This window comes from Pseudomonas sp. Choline-02u-1 (genome assembly GCF_002836515.1).
Classification (GTDB): domain Bacteria; phylum Pseudomonadota; class Gammaproteobacteria; order Pseudomonadales; family Pseudomonadaceae; genus Aquipseudomonas.
Genome location: NZ_PJBC01000062.1, coordinates 114,154 through 135,104 on the forward strand (window position 1 = coordinate 114,154; position 20,951 = coordinate 135,104).

At 59.8% G+C, this 20,951-nt stretch carries 16 protein-coding genes and 1 tRNA gene; 4 read left to right on the forward strand and 13 right to left on the reverse strand.

From position 1 onward, the window contains the following. Positions 1 to 2: 2 nt before the first annotated feature. Positions 3 to 2,018 (reverse strand): excinuclease ABC subunit UvrB, encoded by a 2,016-nt coding sequence (uvrB, locus tag CXF97_RS19665; RefSeq protein WP_101160040.1) that lies wholly within the window; start codon positions 2,016 to 2,018, stop codon positions 3 to 5. Positions 2,019 to 2,355: 337 nt separating this feature from the next. Here uvrB and CXF97_RS19670 point away from each other — a divergent pair, with 337 nt between their 5' ends. Continuing rightward, complete coding sequence (locus CXF97_RS19670; protein WP_101160043.1) at positions 2,356 to 3,552, forward strand: amino acid aminotransferase; 1,197 nt, start codon at positions 2,356 to 2,358, stop codon at positions 3,550 to 3,552. A gap of 228 nt (positions 3,553 to 3,780) precedes the next feature. Beyond that, the gene (locus tag CXF97_RS19675) at positions 3,781 to 3,981 is read left to right on the forward strand and encodes a hypothetical protein (protein ID WP_016773917.1); all 201 of its coding nucleotides are present in this window, start codon (positions 3,781 to 3,783) and stop codon (positions 3,979 to 3,981) included. Here the strand turns inward: CXF97_RS19675 and CXF97_RS19680 are convergent. Continuing rightward, a complete protein-coding gene (locus CXF97_RS19680) occupies positions 3,978 to 4,208 on the reverse strand; it encodes a hypothetical protein (protein WP_101160047.1) in 231 nt (76 codons plus the stop codon). The two genes, CXF97_RS19675 and CXF97_RS19680, sit on opposite strands and share 4 nt — an antisense overlap. A 219-nt stretch (positions 4,209 to 4,427) precedes the next feature. On the opposite strand from CXF97_RS19680, the gene CXF97_RS19685 reads away from it, so the two are divergent. After that, positions 4,428 to 4,503: transfer RNA gene (locus CXF97_RS19685), tRNA-Asn, on the forward strand. 114 nt (positions 4,504 to 4,617) lie between these two features. Here CXF97_RS19685 and CXF97_RS19690 read toward each other — a convergent pair. The 9 genes from CXF97_RS19690 to mgtA form a co-directional block, all read right to left on the reverse strand. Beyond that, positions 4,618 to 6,141, reverse strand: coding sequence for a nucleobase:cation symporter-2 family protein (locus tag CXF97_RS19690; protein ID WP_101160050.1), 1,524 nt, complete (start codon positions 6,139 to 6,141; stop codon positions 4,618 to 4,620). A gap of 274 nt (positions 6,142 to 6,415) precedes the next feature. Further along, positions 6,416 to 7,249, reverse strand: coding sequence for an arylamine N-acetyltransferase (locus tag CXF97_RS19695; RefSeq protein ID WP_101160052.1), 834 nt, complete (start codon positions 7,247 to 7,249; stop codon positions 6,416 to 6,418). Between the two features lie 101 nt (positions 7,250 to 7,350). Beyond that, positions 7,351 to 8,145: an exodeoxyribonuclease III gene (gene xth / locus CXF97_RS19700; protein WP_101160055.1), complete on the reverse strand. Its 795-nt coding sequence runs from the start codon at positions 8,143 to 8,145 to the stop codon at positions 7,351 to 7,353. Positions 8,146 to 8,228: 83 nt separating this feature from the next. Then, positions 8,229 to 9,671, reverse strand: a complete 1,443-nt coding sequence (locus CXF97_RS19705; protein WP_101160058.1) for a mechanosensitive ion channel family protein — start codon at positions 9,669 to 9,671, stop codon at positions 8,229 to 8,231. Between the two features lie 242 nt (positions 9,672 to 9,913). Next, positions 9,914 to 10,780, reverse strand: a complete 867-nt coding sequence (locus CXF97_RS19710) for a pirin family protein (protein WP_101160061.1) — start codon at positions 10,778 to 10,780, stop codon at positions 9,914 to 9,916. Positions 10,781 to 10,921: 141 nt separating this feature from the next. Next, positions 10,922 to 14,119, reverse strand: a complete 3,198-nt coding sequence (locus tag CXF97_RS19715) for a transporter substrate-binding domain-containing protein (RefSeq protein WP_101160064.1) — start codon at positions 14,117 to 14,119, stop codon at positions 10,922 to 10,924. An 11-nt stretch (positions 14,120 to 14,130) separates the two neighbouring features. Further along, complete coding sequence (locus CXF97_RS19720; RefSeq protein ID WP_101160067.1) at positions 14,131 to 14,763, reverse strand: response regulator transcription factor; 633 nt, start codon at positions 14,761 to 14,763, stop codon at positions 14,131 to 14,133. A 128-nt stretch (positions 14,764 to 14,891) separates the two neighbouring features. After that, on the reverse strand, positions 14,892 to 15,326 hold the full coding sequence (locus tag CXF97_RS19725) for a chemotaxis protein CheY (RefSeq protein WP_101160070.1): 435 nt from the start codon (positions 15,324 to 15,326) through the stop codon (positions 14,892 to 14,894). Positions 15,327 to 15,512: 186 nt separating this feature from the next. Beyond that, complete coding sequence (mgtA, locus tag CXF97_RS19730; RefSeq protein ID WP_101160073.1) at positions 15,513 to 18,212, reverse strand: magnesium-translocating P-type ATPase; 2,700 nt, start codon at positions 18,210 to 18,212, stop codon at positions 15,513 to 15,515. Between mgtA and CXF97_RS28515 the strand changes: the two genes are divergently transcribed. Continuing rightward, positions 18,211 to 18,339 (forward strand): hypothetical protein, encoded by a 129-nt coding sequence (locus tag CXF97_RS28515; RefSeq protein ID WP_256589877.1) that lies wholly within the window; start codon positions 18,211 to 18,213, stop codon positions 18,337 to 18,339. The genes mgtA and CXF97_RS28515 overlap by 2 nt on opposite strands. Positions 18,340 to 18,849: 510 nt before the next feature. On the opposite strand, the gene CXF97_RS19740 is transcribed toward CXF97_RS28515, so the two are convergent. Beyond that, positions 18,850 to 20,187 (reverse strand): lysine N(6)-hydroxylase/L-ornithine N(5)-oxygenase family protein, encoded by a 1,338-nt coding sequence (locus tag CXF97_RS19740; protein WP_101160078.1) that lies wholly within the window; start codon positions 20,185 to 20,187, stop codon positions 18,850 to 18,852. Between the two features lie 133 nt (positions 20,188 to 20,320). Next, positions 20,321 to 20,803, reverse strand: a complete 483-nt coding sequence (locus CXF97_RS19745; RefSeq protein WP_016773904.1) for a sigma-70 family RNA polymerase sigma factor — start codon at positions 20,801 to 20,803, stop codon at positions 20,321 to 20,323. Between the last annotated feature and the right edge of the window lie 148 nt (positions 20,804 to 20,951).

Consider the following 20,951-nt stretch of genomic DNA (forward strand, 5'->3'; position numbering starts at 1 on the left):
CCTTAAACCGTAAGCAATCGTTCGCGCAGTTTGGCAATCTCGTCGCGCATCTGCGCCGCCGCTTCAAACTCCAGATCCCGCGCCAGTTGGTACATTTTCTCTTCCAGCGCGCGGATGCGTTTGGTGATTTCGCTTGGCGAGCGCAGTTCGGCTTCGTACTTGGCGTTCTCTTCGGCAGCCTTGGCCATGCCTTTGCGCTTCTTGCTGCGCGAACCGGGCACGGTGGCGCCTTCCATGATGTCGGCGACGTCCTTGATCACGCCTTTTGGGGTAATGCCGTGTTCAAGGTTGTAGGCGATCTGCTTCTCGCGACGGCGCTCGGTCTCGCCGATGGCCCGCTCCATCGAACCGGTCATGCGATCGGCGTAGAGAATCGCGCGACCATTGAGGTTACGCGCCGCGCGGCCGATGGTCTGGATCAGCGAGCGCTCGGAACGCAGGAAGCCTTCCTTGTCGGCGTCGAGAATCGCCACCAGCGACACTTCCGGCATGTCGAGACCTTCACGCAACAAGTTGATGCCGACCAGCACATCGAACACGCCGAGGCGCAAGTCGCGGATAATCTCGACGCGTTCAACGGTGTCGATGTCCGAGTGCAGGTAACGCACGCGCACGCCGTGGTCGGCGAGGTAGTCGGTCAAGTCTTCGGCCATGCGCTTGGTCAGCGTGGTGACCAGCACGCGCTCCTCGATCGCCACACGCTTGGTGATTTCCGAGAGCAAGTCGTCGACCTGGGTCAGCGCCGGCCGCACTTCAACCTGCGGGTCTACCAGGCCGGTCGGCCGCACCACTTGCTCGACCACGCGGCCGGCGTGTTCGGCCTCGTAATTGCCCGGCGTCGCCGAGACGAAAATGGTTTGCGGGCTGACCCCTTCCCACTCGTCGAAACGCATCGGCCGGTTATCCAGCGCCGAAGGCAGACGGAAGCCGTATTCGACCAGCGTCTCTTTACGCGAGCGGTCGCCTTTATACATCGCGCCGACCTGCGGCACGCTGACGTGGGATTCGTCGATGACCAGCAAGGCGTCGGCCGGCAAGTAATCATAAAGCGTTGGCGGCGCCGCGCCGGCCGGGCGCCCGGACAGGTAGCGCGAATAGTTTTCGATGCCGTTGCAGTACCCCAGTTCGAGAATCATCTCCAGATCGAAACGGGTGCGCTGCTCCAAACGCTGGGCTTCTACCAGTTTGTTGTTGCTGCGCAGGTATTCCAGACGCTCCTGCAGTTCAACCTTGATGCCTTCGATGGCGTCGAGCAGGGTCTCCCGAGGCGTCACGTAGTGACTCTTCGGATAGAAAGTGAAGCGTGGCATCTTGCGGATGACTTCGCCGGTCAGCGGATCGAAAGCGGAAATGCTCTCGACCTCGTCATCGAACAACTCAATGCGGATCGCTTCCAGATCCGATTCCGCCGGAAAGATGTCGATCACGTCGCCCCGTACGCGAAACGTCGCCCGGGCGAAATCCATGTCGTTGCGGGTGTATTGCAAGTCCGCCAGGCGCCGCAGCAGCGCGCGCTGATCAAGCTTGTCGCCGCGATCAACGTGCAAGACCATTTTCAGATAGGTTTCCGGACTGCCCAGGCCATAGATGCACGACACCGTGGTGACGATAATGGCGTCCTTGCGCTCCAGCAACGCCTTGGTCGCGGACAGGCGCATCTGCTCGATGTGGTCGTTGATCGACGCGTCCTTTTCGATAAAGGTGTCGGACGACGGCACATACGCTTCGGGCTGGTAGTAGTCGTAGTAGGAAACGAAGTATTCCACCGCGTTGTTCGGGAAGAACGCTTTGAACTCCCCGTAAAGCTGCGCGGCCAGGGTCTTGTTCGGCGCCAGGACCAGCGTTGGCCGCTGTACCTGGGAGATGACATTGGCGATGCTGAAGGTCTTGCCCGAGCCGGTCACACCGAGCAGCGTCTGGTGCGCCAGCCCGGCTTCAATGCCTTCAACCAACTGGCGAATGGCTGTCGGCTGATCGCCGGCGGGCTCGAAGCGGGTGACTAGCTGGAATTCCGACATACACACCTCTGGAATCGCGGCGTTCCGAGACAGACGGAGCACCACGAGGACGACCGCAAACGACCGATGTCGCGCAAGAAAAAATCTGGATTGTGCTTAATGTGGTGGCGATTGCCTGGGCTTTCAAGGCAAACGTCCTACATCCGGTAAAGACTCTGACAAACTCAATCGACTAACGGTCAAGAAATAATCGGAAAAACTTACCGCAAAAGCCGATTCGCCTGTCGCCATTGCGCGGTGATGGCCTCTATACTAGCTCCCCGTTTGTGCACCGCTCTAGTGCATTCGGCTGGAGCGCTACACGTCCCTCCACTCTCCATTCAGAGCCGCCGTAATAATGAGCCTGTTCTCCGCTGTCGAAATGGCACCCCGCGATCCAATCCTGGGCCTCAACGAAGCATTCAACGCCGATACCCGGACCACCAAGGTCAACCTGGGCGTGGGCGTGTATTGCAACGAAGAGGGGCGAATTCCACTGCTGCGCGCGGTGATCGAAGCCGAGACGATTCGGGTCGCTCAACACGCTTCGCGCGGTTACCTGCCGATCGACGGCATCGCTGCCTACGACCAGGCCGTGCAAAAACTGCTGTTCGGCCACGACTCGCCGCTGATCAGCGCCGGTCGCGTCATCACCACTCAAGCCGTCGGCGGGACCGGCGCACTGAAAATCGGTGCCGACTTCCTCAAGCAACTACTGCCGAACGCCGTCGTGGCGATCAGCGACCCGAGCTGGGAAAACCACCGCGCGCTGTTCGAAACCGCCGGTTTCCCGGTGCAGAACTACCGTTACTACGACGCCGCCACGCACGACGTGAACCGTGCCGGCATGCTCGACGACCTCAACGCCCTGCCGAACGGCTCGATCGTTGTCCTGCACGCTTGCTGCCACAACCCGACCGGCGTCGACCTGACCCCGGCGGACTGGAACAAGGTGCTGGAAGTGGTCAAGGCCAAAGGGCACGTGCCGTTCCTCGACATGGCTTACCAGGGTTTCGGCGACGGCATCGATGAAGACGCCGCTGCCGTGCGTCTGTTCGCCGAGTCCGGCCTGACCTTCTTCGTTTCCAGCTCGTTCTCCAAGTCGTTCTCGCTGTACGGCGAGCGCGTTGGCGCATTGTCGATCATCAGCGAATCGAAAGAAGAAAGCGCGCGTGTGCTGTCGCAGGTCAAACGCGTCATTCGCACCAACTACTCCAACCCACCGACCCACGGCGCCAGCATCGTTGCTGCGGTGCTGAACAGCCCGGAACTGCGTGCGCAGTGGGAAGCCGAGTTGGCGGAGATGCGTCTGCGTATTCGCGGCATGCGCGAGCAGATGGTTGCCCTCCTGGCAGAAAAAGCCCCGGGCCGCGATTTCAGCTTCGTCGGTCGTCAGCGCGGCATGTTCTCCTACTCTGGCCTGACCACCGAACAGGTGCATCGCTTGCGTAACGAGTTCGGCATCTACGCTTTGGACACCGGCCGCATCTGCGTGGCTGCGCTGAACCAGAGCAACATCAAGGCGGTGACGGACGCGATCGTTCAGGTCATCTGATTTCGCCGCCTGATGAAAAAACGGGAAGCCTTTGGGCTTTCCGTTTTTATTTGTCCCGGAAAACGCCTTGCAACCTCTAGACTGCACACAATCCAAAGTGTAGGAGCTGACGAGTGCAACGAGGCTGCGATCTTTTGATCTTGTTTCTAAGATCAAGATCAAAAGATCGCAGCGTTCCGCAGCTCCTACCGGTTTTGTGTACACCCGAAATTTTTGAAGAGAACCCACATGAAAAACGACAACCTGCGCGCCGACCGTGACGACCTGGATGATTTCATCCCGCGCGCTCCGGCCAAGCGTGAAAAGAGCCTGGTGTTGCAAGTCGCCACCGGGGTATTCCTCGGTGGTCTGGCCCTGTGGCTGGTGCAACTGGCAGCGACGGCAGCCTATGCCAAGCTGATGCTCGGCACGATCACCTTCGGCAGTTAAGCCAGTTCGGCCGAGCGCTGAGTGGCGGCATCGTCGTAAATCACATACAGCGATTCGGCGACCTGGCTCTTGATCGCTTTGCTGCTTTCCAGACCGAGGACGAATCCTTCAGCCTTGCCGCCCGCCCGGTTCAACGCTTCGGCGGTACTAGCTCCCGCGATTGCATCGAAGAGTTTTTCGGCGTGCGGGCCGATCCCTTTGGGCAGGCTGATTTGTGTGGTGCTCATGCGAGCACCTGGGTGTTGCGAGTGATTTGAGTCATGGCGCGTACCTTTGCGGCGAATGGCCGGCAGCGCGTGTGACCACTTCCGGGCTGCCATGGTAGACCTCTGGGGTCATTCTGGTAACCGCCAATCGCTGACAAAATGCCGCCCGTCCCGACGATTCGCAAAAGTTGCCAACTGGCGCTTGACTTCTCTTTTTGAATCAGTAACATACGCACCAATTCCGCAATAGCTCAGTTGGTAGAGCAAGTGACTGTTAATCACTGGGTCCCTGGTTCGAGTCCAGGTTGTGGAGCCAAATAGCAAAGCCCCTGAATCGAAAGGTTCAGGGGCTTTTTTGTGGGCGCTCGAAAAATACAGAAAAGGCCGATCTGCACGGGCAGGTCGGCCTTTTCTGATTCAGACGCAGCGGTCAGACATGTTCGCTGCTCTTCACCTGCACCTTCGGCGCGCCCTGCCCGAGGTCGTGGTCATCCGGTTCGATCACCGGTACCTCCTTGCCATCGCAGTCATGCAGCTTGCCGTCGCTGAAGTAATCGCCCTCACGCAGCGCGGCCAGATCGCGATAACGCAGAGTGCGCTCTTCCGCTGCGGCGAACACGGACTGCTGATCCGAGTTGCCGGCCGTGAAGTGGTTGAAAGCCAGGTTGAGCAGGATCGCCATGATTGCCGATGAACTGATACCCGAATGGAAAATCGTTGCGAACCAGCTCGGGAATTGATCGTAGAAGTTCGGCGCGGCGATCGGGATCATGCCGAAACCGATCGAGGTGGCAACGATGATCAGGTTGACGTTGTTGCGGTAATCCACCTTCGACAACGTGCGAATGCCGCTCGCCGCCACCGTGCCGAACAGCACAATACCGGCGCCGCCCAGAACCGAAGTCGGCACAGCGGCGATCACACGCCCCATGAACGGCAGCAGCCCCAAAACCACCAGGAACAGGCCGCCGGTGGCAACCACGAAACGGCTCTTGATGCCGGTCACCGCCACCAGTCCGACGTTCTGCGCGAAAGCACTTTGCGTAAACGAACCGAAGATCGGCGCAAACATGCTCGACAGCATGTCGGCACGCAGGCCATTGCCCAGGCGCTTGGAGTCGACCTTGGTGTCGATGATCTCGCCAACCGCCAGAATATCCGCCGAGGTTTCCACCAGCGTCACCATGACCACGATGCACATCGACAGGATTGCAGCGAAGTGGAAGGTTGGCATGCCGAAGTGAAACGGTGTGGGGAAGCCGAACATCGGACCGGTGGTGACGCTGGAGAAATCAGCCATGCCGAGGAATACCGCCAGCACGGTGCCGATCACCATGGCCAACAGGATCGACAGGCGCGAAATGGTCGCACTGCCAACCTTGCTCAGCAGCAACACCAGCACCAGCGTGACCGCCGCCAGACCGATGTTTTGCATGCTGCCGAAATCCGGCGCGTGGCTGTTGCCGCCCATTGCCCAGCGTGCGGCAACAGGCATCAGCGTCAGGCCGATGGTGGTGATCACAATACCGGTGACCAGCGGCGGGAAGAACTTGGTGATGCGTGAGAACACCGGCGTGATCAGCAAACCGATCAACGAGGCGGCAATCACCGCACCCAGCACCGATTGGAAACCGCCCTCCCCGCCGCTGCTGACGATCGCGACCATGGTCGCCACGCCGGAGAACGATACGCCCTGGACCAGCGGCAACTGACAGCCGAAAAACGGCAGACCCAGGGTTTGCAGCAGTGTCGCCAGCCCCCCCGCAAACAATGAAGCAGCAATCAACAGACCAATGTCCGCCGGCGACAAACCGGCCGCCTGGCCAATGATCAGTGGCACCGCAACGATACCGCCGTACATGGTCAGAACATGTTGCAGGCCGTAAGCCATATTCGCGCCGACCCCGAGGTTTTCGTCCTCGGGCCGTTGGTGTGAAACATGGGGCGTTTTCATGGTGGGGGGTTCCCTGGTTTTTGTTATGCGCACACTGTATTCAATACTCAGGACAAATGTCCATAGAGTTGTATACAACTTGTCAGTCACATAATGGTTAGGTAGCCATCCAACCTTCTAGCCGGCACTTCTTGCCCCAACAGATCCGGCAACACATCCCCGTTGCGTGCGCGCCAGTGCCCACCAGGCTGAAGCGTTTACGGCGACCGACGGTGCAGTCGCGTTCTTTTTGCCAGCAGCAGATCCGTCGCGTGCTGGAGCCTGACGTAAAGCCTTAGACCGATAATGGCGCTATTACCGGGGCCAGCGCTTGTCGTACACGCGGTAAATCAGGCACCTCAAGGTCAAACTCACGCCGCAGCAATTCAACCAGCTCGTCGACGTCCGCCACCTCGCGCCGCTCACTCTCCGCCCCTATGCGGTGAATGGCAAAACTGCCGTTGTTCAGGGTCTTGCGCCAACCATTGCCGGTGCGTGCAATCATCAAACGATGCGCAAAAGGTGACTCGGGATGGGTCGAGACGTACCAGTTGCCGACGGTGTAATCGATGTCTTCCTGGCGCTGCAAATCGAACAGGTACATCGGCCGCCACTCGCCCGCGACTTTCGCGCGCAGCAGGTAGCCATCCATTTGTTTGTCGATGCGGTAGGGTTCGTGCGGGGTTGGTTGCTCATCTTCACTGTCGAGCAACAGCGGCGCGGTGGGCACCATGCCGCCGAAGCCGACGTCGGTGATGTAACGCGCTTGGTCGATGGTCACCAGACTCAAACGATGGGTTCGCGCCGTCCAGCTGCCTTCGGGTTGATTCATCACCACGCGCCCGCTGATTGCCCGCGCGTCGAACCCCAATTCCAGCAACAGCGCGAAGAACAAGTAATTGAGTTCGTAGCAATAGCCGCCGCGACCACTGCGCAGGAGTTTTTCTTCGATGGACGCAAGGTCGATCAACACCGGCTCACCACTGACCGTCGCGAGATTCTCGAACACAAACTCGGCGGTATGGCGCAGTTGCAACTGACGCAAGGTTTCCAGCGTAGGTGGCGGCGGCGCATCGAAACCCAGCCGTTGCAGGTACAGATTGGGATTGGTCAGCTGTGGCGCGCTCATTGCTCGATCCTTATGCATAGGGCCGCAGAACACTGCGAGGATGTTGCCCTGTATACGGGATCGGGCACGGCGTTCGACAATTGATTTCGCCAATCGCCCGCTCAGCGTTTTTTCCGCGAGCCGATACGAATCCACGTTGGCGCATGGTCACTGGCGTGCGGTTCGTTGCGCACCCAGGCGTCGACCCCGGCGTCGTGCAGGTACGGACTCAGTGCCGGGTTGAGCAGCAGATGGTCGATGCGCAGGCCGGAGTTGGTTTGCCAATGATTGCGGAAGTAATCCCAGAAGGTATAGATGCGCTCTTCGGGATACACGTGGCGCAGGGAATCAGTCCAGCCCTGATCCAGCAAACGCTGGTAGCACTCGCGGCTTTCGGGTTGCAACAAGGCATCCTTGAGCCAGGAACGGGTGTTGTAGATGTCCATGTCGGTAGGCACGACATTGAAGTCACCGGCCAGCACCACCGGGTGATCGCTGCTCTGCAGATCTTTGGCATAGCTGATCAGGCGTTCGAACCAGGCCAGTTTGTAATCGAATTTGGGGCCCGGTTGCGGGTTACCGTTGGGCAGATACAGGCAACCGACCAGCACGCCGTGCACCGCCGCTTCGATATAGCGGCTGTGCGTGTCATCGGCATCACCCGGCAAACCGCGTCGACTCTCCAGCGGCTGCGCATCGCGCGCCAGAATCGCCACGCCATTCCATGATGCCTGGCCCTGCCAGATCGCGCCGTAACCGGCGGCTTCCAGTTCAGCGGCGGGAAATGCGCTGTCCACTGATTTGAGCTCTTGCAGGCACGCGATGTCCGGTTGTTCGCGCTTGAGCCATTCCAGCAGATTCGGCAATCGCGCGCGCATGCCGTTGACGTTGAAGGTGGCGATTCGCAGGTTTTTCATCGTCCGCAACTCCTGCCCGGTGGGATTAGAAATTGTGACCCTGAGAGCGCCGCGCAGGTTGCATCGAATGCCGACGGCGTGGCTCAGACGCGATGACGCAGCCACTGCAGGAAGCCTTTTTTCGGCGCAACGACTGGCGCGTCCTCAGTCAGCGACTGCGCCTTGTGCAAGCGGAAATCGAGCAACGCCTGCATCGCATCGTGAATGTCATGACGCGCATCCAGGCAGGGTTTCAGGTACGACTTCTCGATGCGATACAGGGCGCAGAACGTCTTCGCCGAAAAATCCGCCGGCAGCGCAGTATCGGAAAGTATTCCGGCCTCGCCGATCACCTCTCCCGGCCCCATTCGCCCGGACTCCAGTGGTGTACCGTGGCGTTTGAGCGTCACCGAGACCACACCGGATTCAATGATGAACAAATGATCGCTGACTTCACCGCCCGCCAGAATCGTGTCCCCGGCACGGAAGGTTTGCAGGGTCATGTTCTGGCTGAAGGTGTCTTTTTCTTCCTCGCGTAGCGTCGAGAAAATCGGTGAGCTTTCCAGCAGTGCCCGTGGCCGCGATAACTGCGGCGCGGCGATGGTTTCGTTGCTCGACAGCAGATTGACCCCGCAGGCCTGCAAATGTCGGTAGGCCAGATCAAACAACTGATTGCGCACCACGCGCTTCTCGCCCATCGAAGCGACAAACCCGCTGATCTCGTATTCCGCGCCGCCGCTGGCAGAACTCTTCAACGACACGCTCGGCGCGGGCGTGTCGAGCAATTGCCGACACCCTTGCATCGCCCGCTCCAGTGCTTCGATCACCGAGCTGGGCCGGGCATGGGGGCTGACGGGCACGCTGATCGACACGCCGAACATGTTGCTTGGCCGACTGAAGTTGATGATTTTGGCCTTGGCCGCCAGCGAGTTGGGAATCACCGCCATGCTGCCCTGACTGGTCTGCAGACGCGTGGCGCGCCAGTCGATGTCGGTGACGCGGCCCTCGGTGCCGTCGATCGAAATCCAGTCATCGAGCTGATAGGGCTTGGTGGTGTTGAGGACGATGCCGGAAAACACATCGCTTAAAGTGCTCTGCAGGGCCAGGCCGACAATGATCGCCAACGCGCCGGAAGTCGCCAGCACGCCTTTGACCGGCAAATCCAGAACGTAGGCCAGCGCCGCAATGATCGCGATGAGGAAAATCACCGCGCCGAGCAAGTCCTGCAACAGGCGACCGGTGTGGCCGACCCGTTGCATCATCACCGCGCCGATCAACACCGTCAGCGTGCGCGCGCCGAACAGCCACCAACCGATCTGCAACCCGGTCGCCGCCAGATGCAGCGGCACATTGTCGGCCCAGGGCGCCGGCTCCAGCGGGTTGAGGCCTTCGTTGAACAGAACGATGCTGAACAGGGCGAAGATCAGCACCCGCACCAGCAACTTCCATTCACTGCCGCGGGAGCTGATCAGCCGCCACAGGCCCAGATCGAGCAGAATCAGGATCAATGCGCAAAACAACGGGTGTTCGGTCAGCAGAGACAGCATCAAACAACTCCGACAAAGGCCAATCGCGAGAAGATCGCACAGATTGGCACAGTGTAGGAGCAATTGATTTGAGCGGATGAACCGCTGCTTGAAAACACTGCGAAACCCTGTAGGGGCTGCCGAAGGCTGCGATCTTGAGGCTATGGGACGCGGAGCGTCCCCGGCTGCATTCCCACGCAGAGCGTGGGAACGATCAGATCAAAAGATCGCAGCCTTCGGCAGCTCCTACAGGGTGTTTTGCGTTAAGGGTGCATCCGGCCAAAGCGGCCGGACTGGAAGTCGGCGAAGGCCTGGTGGATTTCCTCCTCGGTGTTCATCACAAACGGGCCATGGCCGACGATCGGTTCGTCGATCGGCTCGCCGCTGAGCAGTAACACCACCGCGTCTTCGCTCGCTTGCAGTGTGAGGCGATCACCGTCGCGTTCGAACAGCGCCAACTGCCCTACTCCCACCGACTCCGCGCCGTTGACCTGTACCGAACCTTTCAACACGACTAGTGCGGTGTTGCGTCCTTCGTGCAGATCAAGCGTCAGCAGCTTGTCGGCGTTGAGGCGCAGATCCCAGACGTCGATGGGCGTGAACGTCCGCGACGGTCCGGTGTGCCCATCGAATTCACCGGCGATCAGACGCAGGCTGCCGGCGCCATCCTTGAGCGCGACGATCGGAATGTCACGGTCGAGAATCGTCTGGTACCCCGGCGCGGCCATTTTGTCCTTGGCCGGCAAGTTGACCCACAGCTGGACCATTTCCAGCTTGCCGCCGGTTTTTGCGAAGTTTTCCGAGTGAAATTCCTCATGAAGGATGCCGGACGCTGCCGTCATCCATTGCACGTCGCCCGGGCCGATGGTGCCGCCGCTGCCGGTGGAGTCGCGGTGTTGCACTTCGCCGTCGTAGACGATGGTGACGGTTTCGAAACCACGGTGCGGGTGCTGGCCGACGCCACGCTGTTCAGTGGTCGGGGTGAATTCGGCGGGACCTGCGTGATCGAGCAGCAGGAACGGGCTGATGTGCTTGCCCAGGTTGTCGTAGGAAAACAGGGTGCGCACCGGGAAACCATCGCCGACCCAATGGCCGCGCGGGCTGGTGTAGATGCCGATGATGTTTTTCATGGGGTCTCCAATGGGTGATTGCATTGGATTAAGCCTAAAGGCATATCGAATATTCGACTAGATGGTCAAAATCGGCTTGAGTGTTCCATTTACAGAACAGTGCTGGCAATGCGTGCTTCACGAGCAGGTGACGGCATTTGTTCAGAGACTTCGGGCGAGGCCGTGCATGACTTTGCGCAACTCGTCGATGGCACCGTCGACCACCGCGTTTTCACTGTCCCGGCACGCCGTTTCCAGAGCTGCACACGCGGCCACAATTCGCGCCGCGCCGACCATTTGCGCACCGCCCCTGATGCGATGGGTCAACTCGCGCAAGCCTTCGCGGTCGCCCGCCTGCAAATGATCCAGAGTGTGCAGATCGTCGCGCAGGCTGTTGCCGACTTGCTTGCGCAAGCGTTCGATCAACGAGTGATCGGCCCCGACCATCTGTTCCAGAGCACTCAGATCAAGCTCAACGCCCGGCGATTCATCTTCGTAAGGCTCGCAGCCGCGAGCGCCATTCAAGGCTTCAGCCAGATCATGCAAGCGAATCGGTTTGAACAGACAGCCGTCCATGCCGGCATCCAGACAGCGCAAGCGCTCCTCGACCTGCGCATTGGCAGTAAAACCCAGGATCAGACAGGGTCTGCGGCCGCTGGCGGCTTCTTCGTTGCGAATCGCCTGCGCCAATTCATAGCCGTTGCGTCGCGGCATGTTGCAGTCGGTGATCACCACATCGAAGGCCTGCGTGCGCCAGCGTTCCAGCCCCTGCTCACCATCGCCAGCGTCTACCGTGCGATGTCCCAGCTCGCTCAGTTGCCAGCCCATCAGCAAGCGGTTGACCGGATAATCGTCCACCACCAACACGTCCAATACACGGGCAACGGGCGTCACGTCGGGCGATACCGGTGTGGCCGTCATCGCGCTCAGCAGGGGCAACCGCAGGTTGATTTCCACTCGCGTGCCTTGTCCCAGGTCACTGTCGAGGCGCAGCATGCCACCCATCATTGCGCAGAGGTTGCGGCTGATCACCAGGCCAAGGCCGGAACCACTGCGCGCCGCTTGTGGACTATTGCTCACTTGAACGAACGGACTGAACAGACGCTGTTGATCCTCTGCGCTGATGCCGATGCCGCTGTCTTCGATCAACACCTGCACATTCGCTTGCTCGTGCGATATCGCAACCATCTGCAGCCGTAAGCTCACCTCTCCCGCTTCCGTGAATTTGATCGCATTGCTCAACAGGTTTGACAGCACCTGCTTGAAACGCGTCGGATCGATGAGCACATCCGCATTGGCGCGCGGATCAAGTGCGATGCGCCACAACAAACGCTTCTGCTGCGCCAGCCCTTCAAATACTCGGCATACCGATGACACCGTGTCGCGTAGATTGGCTCGTTCGGGTGCGAGGGACAAATGCCCGGACTCGATGCGCGCGATATCCAGGATGTCGCCAATCAACGCCAACAATTGCTGGCCGGCATTCGATGCCAATTGAATTGCCAGTCGGTCGGTGACGCCTTCTTCTGCGCGCTCGAGGGCCAGCTCGAGCGCGCCGATCAAAGCGTTCATCGGCGTGCGGATCTCATGGCTCATGGTTGCCAGAAAAGTGCTCTTGGCCCGATTGGCTTCGTCCGCCGCGTCCTTGGCCTGCTGCAGTTGCAACAGCCATTGCTGACGCTGATGAATCTGCCGGCGCTGCCAGCCGATCCAGAGCATTGCCAGCACGAGCAAGGCAACTGCGCCGGCGAAACCAAGCATTATCTCCTGACGGTGGCGCAGCCAGTAGCTGTCTTCGACCACCAGATCGTGGCTCCAGCGCTCGGCAAGTTCATCCGTTTGCTGCGGCGCAATGCTCAGCAACGCCTTGTTCAGGATCGAGTGCAGCAATGCCGATTGCGGCGCCGTGGCCAAAGCGATGCGCGCCGGCTGATCGCCAACGGTGCCGGTGATTCGCAGACGGTCGCGATACTGCCGGGCTATGAGAAAACGCGCCACCAGCAACGAGCTCACCGTCACGTCGACCTGTCCTTTGGCAATCAGCGCCATGCCTTCGGCAGGGCTTTTGACCTCGACCAGATGCAGCCCGGGCACGCGATGCAGCAGGTAATCACGCAATGGGTGGCCGCGGTAGATGGCCAGGCGTTTGCCCGCCAGTTCGTCGAGCGACAGCGGAGCTTGCCCGTTCGCCGCGCTGACCAGCACGAACGGATTGCTCAGATAGGCGCGGGTGAATCGCAGCTGCGCTTCACGCTCGGTACTCGGCGTCACCGATGGCAGAACATCGAGCTCACCGGCCTGCAGTTGCTCGAATTGATCGTTCAGCGAGGTGCCGCGCACGATCTCGAAATTGAGGCCGCTGCGCTGCGCAATCAGGCTCAGCAATTGCGCTGACAGCCCATTGAAGCGTCCGTCGGCATCGAAAAAAGCCAACGGTGCGAAATCTTCAACGGCGCCCACCCGCACCACTGGATGCTGGTCCAGCCATCGCTGCTCCGCGGCGCTGAGTTGCACTCGAGACTGTTCGGCCATCTCGGCGCGGCCGACATTCCAGCGCTGTTCGATCAGATGACGACGCTCCATGGGCAGGGCCGACAATGCCTTGTCGACGATGCGTTTGAGCATCACGTCGCTGCGCAACAACGCAAAAGCGAAGGCGTTGGCGTCAAGCCCCGACGGCCCGGCCAGTTGCAGGTCGTTGCGATAGTTGGTGTTGATCAGATAACAGGCGCTGATGAAGTCGCCCAGGTACACATCGTCGGCACCGAAGGCGACCGCGCCGAGTGCATCCATTGCCGACGCATAAACTTGAACGTGGGCGGCGGGGTAAAACGCCTGAATATGGGCGAGCGACAGGTAATCTGCGACCACAGCGATGCGTTTGGCCGCCAGGTTGGCGGGCAGTTTCTCATGGTGGCGCGTGACGAGCATCGGCTGATCTTCAGCGTATGGCCGCGACAGAATGAACGCCGGATCCGCCGCTTCGAAACTGTTCGATGTACCCAGCAAATCGACATCGGCGCGCTTGAGCGCCGCCATCAATGCGGGCCGATCGGCGAAACGCCGCACTTCAATCCGGATGCCGAGCAGTTGCGCGAGCAGATCGGCGTAATCGGCCGTCAGCCCTTCCAGCTCATGCTGATTGCGGGTGATCTCGAAGGGTGGGTAATCAGGGCCGGAGATGCCCATGCGCAAGACGGGGTGCTCTCGCAGCCACTGGCGTTCCCGATCATCGAGGCGGACCTGAATACTCCCCGGTTCGAGGCGCGCCAGCACCTCAAGCGTCTGCGGCTGATCATTCGCCCAGACCGAGGCAACAAGCCCCAGCCACAGCGATAAAATCCGCAGCCCGTGCGTCATGTCTTGGGCACTCAAATCAAGTGATTGCGCTTGGCGAATTCACGCAGAAGCACCAGTGAACCCAGGCAAAGTTTCGCCATCATGCGGGTCTTGTAGGTGCTGACGGTCTTGTGACTCAGGTGCATCTCCTGGGCGATGGCCTTGTTCGGCTTGCCCAGCGCCAACTGCACGAAAATGCATAATTCACGATCGGAAAGCTGAGCAATCAGCTCCTTTTCAGTGCGTTGCATGGCGTTGTACAGACCGCTGTTATTGGGCAACGCGGAGAAATAAGTGTGGCCGGACATCAGCGCCTTGATGGCTTCGTGCAGCAGCGTCAGTTGATTGCTCTTGGTTACGTAGCCCCTCGCGCCGGCACGCAGGCAACGCTCCTGGTAATGCGTAGGCTCATGCATGCTGAACACCAGAACCCGGCAGCGCGCCGTCGGCGCCTTGATCTGGATTCGTGTCAGTACTTCCAACCCGTCCATGGACCCCAGCCCCAGATCGAGCACGACCAGGTGCGGATCATGCGCGCAGATCAACGGCACGACTTCGTTGCCATTGGACGCTTCATGAATCTGGCTGAAGCCTTGAGCCTGCAGGACGATTCGAATAGCCGCGCGCACTACTGGATGATCATCGACGATCAGCGCTGACTTCATTTTCGCTCCTGCACAATCGTGAAAGACACCGCAACAGCCGGTGCCAAAATCGGTGGCTGCGCTGGCGCTGCCACCTGGATGAGCAAGAGAATCACTTGTCAGCTCTGACAGTTGGGCGCACCGGTCTTTTATGCATTGGCATGGCGCAACGACCAATGCGAGTCAGGCATTGCCTGGCAGTCGCCAGAGGCCTCGACCCTGGCCATCACTTGCCCGATGAGTTGTGAATTGGGCAATGGCACCGGGCTGATCTGCACGTTTTCCTGGGCAAACCCCGCACTTGCCTGCCACGGCGCGGACGGTTCGTTGTAGATCAGAGCGTGGCGAACCTGTGGGTTATCAAGCAGAAAACCCAGCAGATCCAGGGAGCCCGCCGCCAGTTCGGCATTGATCACCAGCATATCGAACGGCTCGCAGCCGTAGTCGACCAGTGTCAACAATTCGTCGAGATTCTGCACCGGGGCCACGCGGTAATAGGCGAGCGCGTTGAACAGGCGCTCGATTTTCATGCGATGAAAATGCTGCGGGTCGGCGATCAGGATGCGCAACGCTTTGTTGCTCATGGTCATTCTCCCGGTAAGGTTTTGGGGGAGGCAAGACTACGCAAGCGCCGTGGATAGCTCTGTAGGACTTTTCCTAAATATCAGGTGATTTATCCGGGCATCCCCACATCCCACCGCGCTGACGCACCCCTGTCCCCTGCGGGAGCGAGCAGACTCGCTACCACAGGTGAATACGCTCCAGGGCCGTTATTGCCAGCCAAACCGGCGGATGTAGAAACCTTTCACCGCCTGGGTCAGGGCCATGTACGCCAACAGAATCAGCGGCAAAAACACAAAATACAGCGACGGCAGCGCCTGCAGTTTGAAGGAATGCGCCAGCGGCCCCATCGGCAGGAAGATGCCGACCGCCATGATGATCGCGGTCATCACCATCAGCGGCATGGCTGCGCGGCTTTGCAGGAACGGAATCTTCGGCGTGCGGATCATGTGCACGATCAGGGTCTGGGTCAGCAACCCGACGACAAACCAGCCGGACTGGAACAGCGTCTGGTGATCCGGGGTGTTGGCGTCGAACACGTACCACATCAAGGCGAACGTCGTGATGTCGAAAATCGAACTGATCGGGCCAAAGAACAACATGAAGCGCCCGACGTCACCCGGCTGCCAGCGCTGCGGTTGTTTCAACATCTCCTCGTCGACGTTATCGAACGGAATGGCAATCTGCGAAATGTCGTAGAGCAGGTTCTGCATCAGCAGGTGCATCGGCAACATCGGCAGGAACGGGATGAACGCACTGGCCACCAGCACCGAGAACACGTTGCCGAAATTGGAGCTGGCGGTCATCTTGATGTACTTGAGCATGTTGGCGAACGTGCGCCGCCCCTCGAGCACGCCCTCCTCCAGCACCATCAGGCTTTTTTCGAGGAGGATGATGTCGGCCGCTTCCTTGGCGATGTCCACCGCGCTGTCGACGGAAATCCCGATATCGGCGGTGCGCAGCGCGGGCGCGTCGTTGATGCCATCGCCCATGAACCCGACCACATGGCCGTTGCCCTTGAGAATGCGCACGATGCGTTCCTTGTGCGAGGGGGTCAGTCTGGCGAAGACGTTGGTCATCTCGACCGCAACGGCCAGTTCGGCATCGCTCATGCGCTCAATGTCATTGCCCATCAGCAAGCCTTGCTGGGCGAGGCCGACTTCGCGGCAGATCTTCGCCGTGACCCGCTCGTTGTCACCGGTCAGTACCTTCACTGCCACGCCATGCTCGGCCAAGGCCTTGAGCGCTGGCGCGGTGCTTTCCTTCGGTGGATCGAGGAAAGCCACGTAACCGATCAGCGTCAGCTCCTGCTCATCCGCCAGGCTATAAACATCGCGTCCTTCGGGCATTGCGCGCGCGGCGACCGCCACCACACGCAGACCTTCGGCATTGAAAGCACCGGTTACCCGGCGAATCCGCGCCAGCAGTTCGTCGCTCAGCGCTTCATCGACATCGCCATGGCGCACACGGCTGCACACCGCCAGCACCTCTTCCACCGCGCCTTTGCAGATCAGCCGATGTGGCTGACCGCGGCCCTCCACCACCACCGACATGCGCCGGCGATTGAAGTCGAACGGGATCTCATCGACCTTGCGAAACGCACTGCCAACCTTCAGTTCGCGATGGATTTCAACGTGCTCGAGCACGGCAACATCCAGCAGGTTTTTCAGGCCGGTCTGGTAATAGCTGTTGAGGTAGGCGAGTTCCAGCACATCATCACAATCCTCACCCCAGACATCGACATTACGCGCCAGAAAGATTTTGTCCTGAGTCAGGGTGCCGGTCTTGTCGGTGCACAACACGTCCATGGCGCCGAAGTTCTGAATCGCGTCGAGGCGTTTGACGATGACCTTTTTACGCGACAGAAACACTGCGCCTTTGGCCAGGGTCGAGGTGACGATCATCGGCAGCATTTCCGGGGTCAGGCCCACGGCAATCGAGAGTGCGAACAGCAGCGCTTCGGTCCAGTCGCCCTTGGTGAAACCGTTGATGAACAGCACCAGCGGCGCCATGACGAACATGAACCGGATCAGCAGCCAGCTGACCTTGTTGACGCCCTGCTGGAACGAGGTCACCGCACGGTCAGTCGCACCGACCCGTTTCGCCAGCGCACCGAAATAGGTGCTGTTGCCGGTGGTGAGAATCACCGCCACCGCTGTACCGGACACTACGTTGGTACCCATGAACAGAATGTTGTCCATTTCCAGCGGGTTACGTGTGCCGCGATCAGCCTGATGGATGAATTTCTCCACGGGCATCGATTCACCGGTCATTGCTGCCTGACTGACGAACAGATCCTTGGCGCTGAGCACGCGGCAATCGGCGGGAATCATGTCGCCAGCCGAAAGCACGATCAGATCGCCCGGTACCAGCTGTTTGATCGGCAGTTCCCGGCGCGGCGCATTCCGGCGCAGCACGGTGGCGGTGTTGCTGACCATGGCCTTGAGCGCATCGGCGGCCTGAGTGGATTTGCTTTCCTGCCAGAAGCGCAGCAGCGTCGACAGCACCACCATGGAGAAAATCACCACGGCAGCCTTGAGGTCCTCGGTCAGCCAGGAGATCACCGCAAGCAAGGTCAGCAGCAGGTTGAACGGGTTTTTGTAGCAGTGCCACAGATGGTTCCACCACGGCAACGGCTGCTCGTGTTCCACTTCGTTGAGGCCGTGTTGCGCGCGCAGTGCATCAGCCTCAACCTCGGTCAGCCCCTCGCCGTGGGTGCCCAGTGACAACAGCAACGCAGCGCTGTCTTCATGGGCGGCAGCGACCAGCGTACTGGCCAGCGTCGGCGGCACTTCACGGCTGACTGTGGTGTCGTTGATCGAGTCCAGCAGCGCCAGACGACGCAAGTGCCGGCCGATATGGCGGCTGCGCAGAAAGCCTGCGAAAAATTCCTTGAGCGTGAGTTTCATGGCTGTGTCCCCTGTGGTCAGCCAGGAAACCGTCGAGCAGGTACCGCCGCGCCTTGGCACCGGAAAAACCGGCGCGGCAAGGCGTGGCGCGCCGGTCGGGCACGACAGGCGTGTCGATAAGCTCTGATGACGACTGAGGTCGCCAGCACGCTTGGTTCAGTGTCGTTGAGAAGGACGTCGAGGCACGACCCGGAACTGGCCATGCACGGGATGCCGCTGCTCGCTGTTACGGCGAGACAACGGCAGAGAGAAAGGCTGCGCGTTATCTTGCCGAGAATCTGCCGGACATCGAGACCGGCCGACAACTGTCACTCGAACAAGTACCCACTGTGGGTCTCCGCAATTGATGAAAACGCGCGCAGCTTACGCCCGCAGCGAAATGGCTGGAAGCGCTGCTTGAGGGGATGTGAGGGATGTTCAGGCAGGGTTCAGGATTCCCTCTGCGATCGTTCCCGCGCTCTGCGTGGGAATGCAGCCCGGGACGCTCCGCGTCCCTTCCAAAAGCCGAACGCGGAGCGTCCGTTGAGGCATTCCCACGCAGAGCGTGGGAATGATCTAAAACATTTTGCTCTGCCTTCACAGAACCATCGTGGGAGCGGGCTTGCCCGCGAAGGCGGTGTGTCAGGCGCCGCGGAACTCAGCTGGCAGTGGCCAACAACAAATCCGCCACCGAGCGGCTATGCCCGCGCTGCTTGCCATGCTCATACAGCGAGCCGGCAATTTCGTCGGCACGAATCGGCAGCACCGACAGCAGCGTGTCGCTCAGGCCATGACTGGCCTGGCAGAAGCCCTGCATATAAATGCCGGCCTTGCAGCGTTCATCAGTGATCAGTTTGTAATTGCGATCGACTTCGAACTCACCGAGGTATTCCTCCAGCGGCGCGAGCAGTTTGCGGTGCATCTGCCGCTCGTAACCGGTAGCGAGCACCACGGCGTCATAGATTCGCACCGTGACTTCACAGGTGGCGTTGTTGCGCACTGCCAGCTCGATACCGTTTGCCGTGGCCGTGGCACTTTCGACGGTGGTCAGGGTGCGGAAGGCATGACGGGCAATTCCGGAAACCTTCTGCCGATAGAAGATGCCGTAGATGCGTTCGATCAAGTCGATGTCGACCACCGAATAGTTGGTGTTGTGGTACTCGTTGACCAACCGCTCGCGCTCGACGCTGTTCTGCTGGAACACCAGGTCGGTGAACTCCGGCGAGAACACTTCGTTGACGAACGGGCTGTCGTCCGCAGGCTTCAACGCCGAGCCGCGCAGGATCATGTCGACCTGCACCGACGGGAATGAATCGTTGAGATCGATAAAAGCTTCCGCCGCGCTCTGCCCGCCACCGATGATCGCAATGCTCATCGGCTGATTGTTCACGCACGGCTGCCTGGCCATTTGCGACAGGTATTGCGAATGGTGGAATACCCGGTGATCGCCCTTCAGTGCTTTGAACGCCTCCGGAATGCGCGGTGTGCCGCCAGCGCTGACCACCACCGAACGCGTGGTACGCACGAATTGCTGGCCGTCGCTGCCCCGGGAAATAACCCGCAAGGCTTCGACCTGCTGGTTGTGCAATACCGGTTCGATGAACTGCACTTCTTCGCCATAACGGCTCTGTGCGGTGAACTGCCCGGCCACCCAGCGCAGGTAGTCGTTGTACTCCATGCGGCATGGATAAAAGGTGCCGAGGTTGATGAAATCGACCAGACGCCCGTGGTGCTTGAGGTAGTTGACGAACGAGTAAGGGCTGGTCGGATTGCGCAGGGTCACCAGGTCCTTGAGGAAGGAAATCTGCAACTCGCTCTGCGTCGACAACGTGTTGCCGTGCCAGCTGTAAGTGGCCTGCTTGTCGAGAAACAGCACATCCAGTTCGCCCTGGGTCGCGCCGCGTTCTTGCAAAGCGATGGCCAGTGCCAGGTTCGAAGGGCCGAAACCGACGCCGATCAGGTCGTGAACGATGGGCGATGCAATTGCCTGTGTCATTTCCAGTGTCCTCTGGATGAACCCCTCAACGCGGGGAAATAAAGCCTGGGTGGCCTGACCGGCCTGAATCAGGTCAGCAGGTCGTCTGTTGAGTAGGAACGAGGACGATGAAAGGAAATTTAACCGGCGCGGATCACTGGCCATCCCATTGCTGGATGCGCAAGCGGCAATGTTTCATGGCGTTGACGATGTGTTTTTCCACCAGCGCCCGGGAGATGCCGAGGGTCTGGGCGATTTCCGGATGGGACATTCCTTCGATCTTGCGCAGCAGAAAACTGTCGCGGCACAGCGGCGGCAGCTCGGCCAGTGCGCGCTGGAGCATTTCCAGGCGCTGGCCGTGATCAAGGGTGCCGTGGGGTGACGGGGTGAAATAGCGCTCCTCGTTATCGAGCACGTCCAGCGATTCGACCTGACGCAGCGCATTGCGGCGGTGGTCGTCAATGACCAGGTTCAACGCGGTGCGATAGAGGAAGGCGCGGGGTTGTTCGATCGGGACTTCGCTGGAGCGCTCCAGCACGCGTACGTAGGCGTCATGCACCACATCCTCGGCGACCTGACGGTTGCCCAGTCTGGCGTTGAGGAAACACACCAGCTCACGATAGTAGTTCTCCAACATGACTCCCGACCGCATCGATGCCGTTTCTGTCCTTGAGCGCACTGATCAGACCTGCGAATGACGCAGTAGCAAGATAGTGGCAACTTGAGGTGCGTAATTTATAGTAATTCTCATATAGATTTAAAGAGCTGATTCCATATACCGGACA

What these genes read in the sequence shown, in the direction of transcription:
- CXF97_RS19725 (WP_101160070.1), bottom strand. Translation starts at nt 15,326, where the DNA reads ATGAGCAACAAAGCGTTGCGCATCCTGATCGCCGACCCGCAGCATTTT.
- CXF97_RS19690 (WP_101160050.1), bottom strand. Translation starts at nt 6,141, where the DNA reads ATGAAAACGCCCCATGTTTCACACCAACGGCCCGAGGACGAAAACCTC.
- CXF97_RS19745 (WP_016773904.1), bottom strand. Translation starts at nt 20,803, where the DNA reads ATGTTGGAGAACTACTATCGTGAGCTGGTGTGTTTCCTCAACGCCAGA.
- CXF97_RS19740 (WP_101160078.1), bottom strand. Translation starts at nt 20,187, where the DNA reads ATGACACAGGCAATTGCATCGCCCATCGTTCACGACCTGATCGGCGTC.
- CXF97_RS19705 (WP_101160058.1), bottom strand. Translation starts at nt 9,671, where the DNA reads ATGCTGTCTCTGCTGACCGAACACCCGTTGTTTTGCGCATTGATCCTG.
- CXF97_RS19680 (WP_101160047.1), bottom strand. Translation starts at nt 4,208, where the DNA reads ATGAGCACCACACAAATCAGCCTGCCCAAAGGGATCGGCCCGCACGCC.
- mgtA (WP_101160073.1), bottom strand. Translation starts at nt 18,212, where the DNA reads ATGAAACTCACGCTCAAGGAATTTTTCGCAGGCTTTCTGCGCAGCCGC.
- CXF97_RS19720 (WP_101160067.1), bottom strand. Translation starts at nt 14,763, where the DNA reads ATGAAGTCAGCGCTGATCGTCGATGATCATCCAGTAGTGCGCGCGGCT.
- CXF97_RS19715 (WP_101160064.1), bottom strand. Translation starts at nt 14,119, where the DNA reads ATGACGCACGGGCTGCGGATTTTATCGCTGTGGCTGGGGCTTGTTGCC.
- CXF97_RS28515 (WP_256589877.1), top strand. Translation starts at nt 18,211, where the DNA reads ATGGCTGTGTCCCCTGTGGTCAGCCAGGAAACCGTCGAGCAGGTACCG.
- uvrB (WP_101160040.1), bottom strand. Translation starts at nt 2,018, where the DNA reads ATGTCGGAATTCCAGCTAGTCACCCGCTTCGAGCCCGCCGGCGATCAG.
- xth (WP_101160055.1), bottom strand. Translation starts at nt 8,145, where the DNA reads ATGAAAAACCTGCGAATCGCCACCTTCAACGTCAACGGCATGCGCGCG.
- CXF97_RS19695 (WP_101160052.1), bottom strand. Translation starts at nt 7,249, where the DNA reads ATGAGCGCGCCACAGCTGACCAATCCCAATCTGTACCTGCAACGGCTG.
- CXF97_RS19670 (WP_101160043.1), top strand. Translation starts at nt 2,356, where the DNA reads ATGAGCCTGTTCTCCGCTGTCGAAATGGCACCCCGCGATCCAATCCTG.
- CXF97_RS19675 (WP_016773917.1), top strand. Translation starts at nt 3,781, where the DNA reads ATGAAAAACGACAACCTGCGCGCCGACCGTGACGACCTGGATGATTTC.
- CXF97_RS19710 (WP_101160061.1), bottom strand. Translation starts at nt 10,780, where the DNA reads ATGAAAAACATCATCGGCATCTACACCAGCCCGCGCGGCCATTGGGTC.